The following is a 5,497-nucleotide window of genomic DNA, read 5'->3' as shown; positions in this document are numbered from 1 at the left end:
CGGGGCGGGGCCGGGCCCGCGGGGCGGCCCCCCCCCCCGGCGGGCCGGACCCGTTCGCCGTTCCGGGGCGTCCCCAGCTTCCGGGCTCCCAGGCCTGCGGCGTCAGGCCAGGTCGTCGGTGCGCCCGAGGGCGTCCGGCTGGCTCTCCTCGATCCGCCGCAGCATCCGGCCCAGCATCGCGGAGAGCACGGTGCGCTCCTCGCCCGCGATGTCCTGGAGCAGTTCCTCCTCGAACACCGCCGCCATCCGCATCGACTCCAGCCACTTGTCCCGGCCGGTCTCGGTGAGCTCGATGATCACCCGCACCCGGTTGGTCTCGTCCCGCTCCCGGGTGACCAGGCCGTCGGCCACCATCCGGTCGATCCGGTGCGTCATCGCCGCCGGGGTGAGCCCCAGCCGCTTGGCCAGCTCGCCCGGGCCCAGCCGGTACGGGCTGCCGGAGACCACCAGGGCCTTGAGCACCTCCCACTCGGCGGAGGTGATTCCGAGCACAGTCAGTTGCCGGTCGTACGCCACGCCCATCCGCCGGGAGACCCGGTTGAGGGTCTGGACGATCGTCTCCACCTGGGGGTCGACGGTGGGGAACTCCCGCTGGTAGAGGGCCACCTGCTCGGCGATGCCGAACTCCAGGGGGGTGGCCGGGGCGGGCTTGTCGGCAGCCGGCCGCGGCTTGTCCGTAGTCATGCGGACCAGTGTCGCACGAGCGTGCACTCCTTAAGCCTTTGACTCCGCACTCTTCTGGTGCTAAGACTTTATCTCGTCAAACTTTAGCTCTGAAATCTTCTGGACTTAAGAGTATCCAGTTGAAACCAGGAAGGGGTGTGCACGGTGACCGGCACGGTGAAGCAGCAGAGGCAGCAGCGGCGTGGAGCGGGCGGCCCGCTGCGCCGCGTCCAGATCGGCAACGCGCTCAGTGCGTTCGGCAGCGGGTTCACGATGCCGTACATGTTCGTGTACGTGGACCAGGTGCGCGGGCTGGGCTCGCTGGCGGCCGGGATGGTGTTCACCGTCTTCGCGCTGGCGGCCCTCGCCGTCCTGCCGTTCACCGGCCGCGGCATCGACAGGTACGGCCCCCGCCCGGTGCTGCTGGCCGGTACGGCGCTCGCCGCCACCGGTGCGTTCGCCTTCGGCCACGCCACCGGCACCCCGGCCCTGCTGGTCTCCTCCTTCCTGTTCGGCGCGGGTGTCACCACCTGCCAGCCGGCGCTCGCCACGATGATCGTCCGCTGCTCCACGGCGGCCACCCGCTCGCACGCCTTCGCGCTCCAGTTCACCCTGGTCAACCTGGGCATGGGCATCGGTGCGCTGGTCGGCGGGCAGATCGTGGACGTGGCCGACCCGGCCAGCCTCACCCGGCTGTTCACCATCGAGGCGGCGACGTTCCTGGGCCTCGCCCTGGTCACCGGCACCGCCCGGATGCCCAAGGCCCAGCTGACCGTCGTCCAGGGGAAGGCCGACGGCCCGACCGGGCTGCGCGCGCTGGTCGCCGACAAGGCGATGGTGCGGCTCTGCCTGCTCGCCGGGCTGATCTTCTTCACCTGCTACGGCCAGTTCGAGTCCGGCGTCGCGGCCTTCGCCACCGACACCGTCGGCACCGCGCCCTCCACCCTGGGCTTCGCGATCGGCGCCAACGCGCTGACCATCGTGGTGCTGCAGATGTTCATGGTGCGGATCACCGCGCGCCGCCGCCGCACCACCGCGATGGCCGCGGCCGGCGTGGTCTGGCTCGGCGCCTGGGCGATGGCCCTGGTGGCCGGCCTGATCCGGACGGAGACCATGGCCGCCACGGTCGCCATCGTCTCGATCTACGCCCTGTTCGGCGTCGGCGAGTCGCTGCTCGCGCCCACCATGGGCCCGATCGTCGCGGACCTCGCCCCGGCCCGGCTGCTCGGCACCTACAACGCCGGGTACTCCCTGGTGAAGCAGATCGCGATCGCGGTCGGCCCGGCCGTCGGCGTGCTGCTGGTCGGCTCCGGCACCTGGCCGCTCTACCTGGCGGCCATGGCGGGCTCCACGCTGCTGATCGTCACCCTGGCGCTGCGGCTGCGCCCGTACCTCACGGCGGAGCAGGACAACGCGGCCCCGGCCGTGGTCCACACGCCGGCCCCGGTCCGGGAGCTGCAGACCGCCGCGTAGCGGAACGCCCCCGTCAGGGCGTTCGAAACGGGCGCCGACCAGGTCACCTGGTCGGCGCCCGTCGCGCTTGGCTTCGCGGGCACCGCCACATAGTGTCAGTGGCTGTTGACCGTCCGGCCCCGGCCGCAGCGGCACGCCCCGGGCGGAGCCAGGACCCGGGCAGAGCAGACAGGCGAATCGGCGAGGCTATGACGCAAGCGGCGCTCACGCACCCACCGGCGGCCCCGGGCCCCGCCGCCCCGGCACCGGCCCCGCGCGGGGCCCTGGTCCGCTGGGCGGCCGACCGCTCCGGCTGGCTCGGACCGATCGCCGTCGCGCTCTTCGCCGGCCTGCTGCGGTTCTGGAACCTCGGCCACCCGAACTCCTTCGTCTTCGACGAGACGTACTACCCCAAGGACGCCTGGTCGCTGCTCCAGCAGGGCTACGAGGGCACCTGGCCCGACCACGCCAACGCCGACATCCTGTCCGTCCCGCAGTCGATCCCGCTGACCTCCGCGCCCGAGTTCATCGCGCACCCGCCGCTCGGCAAATGGGTGATGGCGATCGGCGAGCAGCTGTTCGGACTGAACCCCTTCGGCTGGCGGTTCATGACCGCCCTGCTCGGCACCGTCACCGTGCTGATGCTGGCCCGGATCGGCCGCCGCCTCTTCGGCTCCACCCTGATCGGCTGCACCGCTGCGCTGCTGATGTCGGTGGACGGCCTCCAGCTGGTGATGAGCCGGGTCGGCCTGCTCGACGGCATCCAGATGTTCTTCGTGCTCGCCGCCTTCGGCAGCCTGCTGATCGACCGCGACCACGCCCGCGCCAGGCTCGCCGGGGCGGCGGACGCCGACGCCGTCCGGCTCGGGTGGCGCCCCTGGCGGATCGCCGCCGGCGTGCTCCTCGGCGCCGCCTGCGCGGTCAAGTGGAACGGCGCCCCGATCCTCGCCGCCTTCGGCATCCTGACCGTCCTGTGGGACCAGGCCGGCCGCCGCGGGGCCGGCGCCCGCCGCCCCTGGCGCTCCATGCTGCGCCGGGACGCGGTGCCTGCCTTCCTCGCCACGGTCGGCTCCGCCCTGGTGGTGTACGTCGGCGCCTGGAGCGGCTGGCTCGCCGGCGGCGGCACCGGCCCCGACGGCGGGGGCGGTTACGACCGGCACTGGGCCGACGGGCGCGCCGGGCTCTCCCCGGACAGCGTCCTCGGCATCCCGCTGCCGCAGCTCCCGATGAGCTGGGTGCCCGCGCCGCTGCGCAGCCTGTGGCACTACCACTCGCAGATGTACGACTTCAATACCGGTCTGAGCACCCCGCACACCTACCAGTCCAACCCCTTCGCCTGGCTGGTCGACGGCCGCCCGGTCTCGATGTACTGGGAGCAGGTCCCGTACGGGCAGCACGGCTGCACCTCCTCGGGCGGCTGCGCGGCGCAGATCCTCGGCCTCGGCACGCCGTTCCTCTGGTGGGCGGCCTGCTTCGCGCTGGTCTACCTGCTGTGGCGCTGGTTCTTCCGGCGGGACTGGCGCTCGGGCGCCGTGCTCTGCGCGGTGGCCGGGATCTACCTGCCCTGGTTCCGGTACCAGGAGCGGACGATCTTCTCCTTCTACATGGTCGTGCTGGTGCCGTTCCTGTGCCTGGCCGTCGCCCAGATGCTCGGGGCGATCCTCGGCCCGGCCGGGTGCGGTCCGCGGCGCCGCCGGATCGGCGCGATCGGGGCCGGGGCGATCGTGCTCGCGATCGTCGGCTGCTTCGCCTTCTTCTATCCGCTGTACACGGCGGAGGTGATCCCGATGTCGTCCTGGCAGGACCGGATGTGGTTCACCAGCTGGATCTGACGGGCCCGACCGGATGGGGCTGACCCGATGGTCCGAAGGGGTGGCCCCCGTGCGTGGACTGGCGGCCTCCGGCGGGCAGCTGCTGCCGGTCACCCCGGTGCTCGGGGTGGTCACAGCGGTGCTGCTGCTGGCCGCCGTCGCGGTGGCCGGGCGGGGCCTGCTCGGCCACGGGCACGCGGTGCTGCGGGCCGGGCTGCGCGCGGTGGTGCAGCTGGCGGCCGTCGCCGCGGTGATCACCTGGGTGGTCGGTTCGCTCTGGTGGTCGGCGCTGTTCGTGGTGGTGATGTTCACGGTCGCGGTGCGCACCGCCGGGCGGCGGATGACCCCGGGCCCGGGCTGGGTCTGGGCGGCCGCCCCGATCGGCGCGGGCGTGCTGCCGGTGCTCGCCCTGCTGCTCGGCGTCGGACTGCTGCCGGCCGAGGGCCTGTCCGTCATCCCGGTCTCGGGCATCCTGATCGGCGGCGCGCTCACCGCGACCTCGCTGGCCGCGCGGCGGGCCCTGGACGAGCTGCGGCTGCGGCGCGGCGAGGTGGAGGCCGGGCTGGCGCTCGGCTTCGAGGCGCGCGACGCCCGGCTGGAGATCTGCCGGACGTCGGCGGCGACCTCGCTCGTCCCGGCGCTGGACCAGACCCGGACGGTCGGCCTGGTCACCCTGCCCGGGGCGTTCGTCGGGATGCTGCTGGGCGGGGCCTCGCCGGTCCAGGCGGGGGCGGTGCAGCTGTTCGTGCTGGTCGGGCTGCTGGCGGTGGAGTCGGTGGCGATCGTGGTGGTGCTGGAACTGGTCGGCCGGGGGCTGGTCACGGCCGAGCCGGCCGAGCCGGGCGGGGCGGGCCGGTAGGCGGGGCGGACGGGACGGACCGGTAGGCGGGGCGGGGGCCGCTCACAGGCCGAGCGGCCGGCGCTCCTCCGTACGGGTCCGCGGGGGTCAGCAGCCCGGGTCGGCGGTGAGGGTGGCCTGGGTCCTCGGGCCGTAGACGCCGTTCTCGCCCTTGATCCGGTTCTCGTGCTGGTAGCTGGTGAGCACCGACTGGGTCCAGTAGTCGAAGGTGCCGCTGATGATCGACTTGTCGACGAATCCGCATTCGGCGTTGTACAGGCGCTGCTGCAGGTCCTTGACGTCCGGCCCGTTCATCCCGAGCTGGAGCAGCCGCGGGGTGGGTGCCGGGGTGGGCGTGGGGGTGGGCGTCGGCGTCGGGGTGGGGGCCGGCGCGGGCGCCTGGACCGGGGGAGGCGGCGGTGGCGTCGGCGTGGCGGTCGGCGTCGGGGTGGCCGTCTTCGTCGGGCTCGGCTTGCGGGTCGGGGTGGGCGTCGGGCTCGGCGCCTCGCTGGTCGGCGCCACCGTGCTCGGGGCGGGCGCCGCCAGGGTGGGCGGGTCCACCGGCGCGGGGACCAGGGTGCTGGTCGGCAGCGGCCGCGCCTGCTCGGTCGGCGGCTCGGTGGAGGGCGTCACGGCGTACGCGACACCGATGGTGAGCGCCACCAGGGCGGCGCCGACGCCGGCGAGCAGTCCCTTGCGCTGGGCGAGCGGGCGCCGGTCGGCCTGCTCGGCC

The 5,497-nt window shown here is 73.9% G+C and carries 5 protein-coding genes; 3 read left to right on the top strand and 2 right to left on the bottom strand.

What is annotated here, in order from left to right:
* Window positions 1-102 precede the first annotated feature (102 nt).
* Window positions 103-684, bottom strand: coding sequence for a MarR family transcriptional regulator (locus ABZW03_RS36495; protein WP_355268460.1), 582 nt, complete (start codon window positions 682-684; stop codon window positions 103-105).
* Between the two features lie 144 nt (window positions 685-828).
* Here ABZW03_RS36495 and ABZW03_RS36490 point away from each other — a divergent pair, with 144 nt between their 5' ends.
* The 3 genes from ABZW03_RS36490 to ABZW03_RS36480 all read left to right on the top strand — a co-directional run bounded on the left by ABZW03_RS36490 (window position 829) and on the right by ABZW03_RS36480 (window position 4,785).
* Complete coding sequence (locus tag ABZW03_RS36490; protein ID WP_355268457.1) at window positions 829-2,136, top strand: MFS transporter; 1,308 nt, start codon at window positions 829-831, stop codon at window positions 2,134-2,136.
* A gap of 188 nt (window positions 2,137-2,324) precedes the next feature.
* On the top strand, window positions 2,325-3,947 hold the full coding sequence (locus tag ABZW03_RS36485) for a phospholipid carrier-dependent glycosyltransferase (RefSeq protein WP_355268454.1): 1,623 nt from the start codon (window positions 2,325-2,327) through the stop codon (window positions 3,945-3,947).
* A gap of 49 nt (window positions 3,948-3,996) precedes the next feature.
* On the top strand, window positions 3,997-4,785 hold the full coding sequence (locus ABZW03_RS36480) for an ABC transporter permease (protein ID WP_355268450.1): 789 nt from the start codon (window positions 3,997-3,999) through the stop codon (window positions 4,783-4,785).
* Between the two features lie 87 nt (window positions 4,786-4,872).
* Here the strand turns inward: ABZW03_RS36480 and ABZW03_RS36475 are convergent.
* The coding region (locus ABZW03_RS36475) for a peptidoglycan-binding protein (RefSeq protein WP_355268448.1) at window positions 4,873-5,497 on the bottom strand (625 nt) is incomplete at its 5' end.

The sequence above is a fragment of the Kitasatospora sp. NPDC004799 genome (assembly GCF_040609095.1).
Classification (GTDB): domain Bacteria; phylum Actinomycetota; class Actinomycetes; order Streptomycetales; family Streptomycetaceae; genus Kitasatospora.
Note: the sequence above shows the minus strand (reverse complement) of the source record. Positions and strands in the feature narration are given on the sequence as shown.

Coding starts and splice junctions, on each gene's coding strand:
- ABZW03_RS36495 (WP_355268460.1), bottom strand. CDS start 684: ATGACTACGGACAAGCCGCGGCCGGCTGCCGACAAGCCCGCCCCGGCC.
- ABZW03_RS36485 (WP_355268454.1), top strand. CDS start 2,325: ATGACGCAAGCGGCGCTCACGCACCCACCGGCGGCCCCGGGCCCCGCC.